The sequence below is a fragment of the Vibrio sp. M260112 genome (genome assembly GCF_036533775.1).
Classification (GTDB): domain Bacteria; phylum Pseudomonadota; class Gammaproteobacteria; order Enterobacterales; family Vibrionaceae; genus Vibrio.
This window is the reverse complement of the sequence record NZ_JATABH010000199.1, coordinates 1-491: the sequence shown is the minus strand read 5'-3', so window position 1 is coordinate 491 and position 491 is coordinate 1. Positions and strand designations below refer to the sequence as shown.

Here is a 491-nt window from a genome sequence, read left to right as displayed (position 1 = left end):
TCCACTTTGCATTCGGTTTTCGGCATATAACCGTGCGGCTCTTTACAAAAAACGATGTCATTGCGAAAACGTTCACCGAAAGGCGTCAAAGCAGGGAACTTGACACCTTTTTCAACAAGTTTCTGCTGGATTTTGAGCATCTTTTGGTAAGCTTCGGTGGATGGATCCATATGCTCTAATCGCTCTTGAACGCTGTAGGAAACAGAAATACCTAAATTATTCATTGCGTATGGATCTGCTCCATGGTTGAGCAAGTAGAGAGAATCATCAAACCGCACTGGAAGAATATGTATCAAAGGTGTATTGCCAAGTGTGTCGCGGGCATTCACATCGGCACCGTACTCGACTAAAAGCTTCATGGCATCACTTTCTTCAAGCGTAGGGGTGTTGAAAATCAATGTTCGTAAGCTGCCTTCATTTGCAATATTTGGATCCATGCCACTTTCAAGAAGAGCTTTTAAGGGCTTGTCACTTTTGCGCCACATAGCGTG

Annotated in this window: 1 pseudogene; it reads right to left on the bottom strand. The window is 43.8% G+C overall.

Annotated elements, in window-relative coordinates:
* Positions 1-437: pseudogene (locus QTN95_RS21080) on the bottom strand (ankyrin repeat domain-containing protein); the annotation flags it as partial.
* Between the last annotated feature and the right edge of the window lie 54 nt (positions 438-491).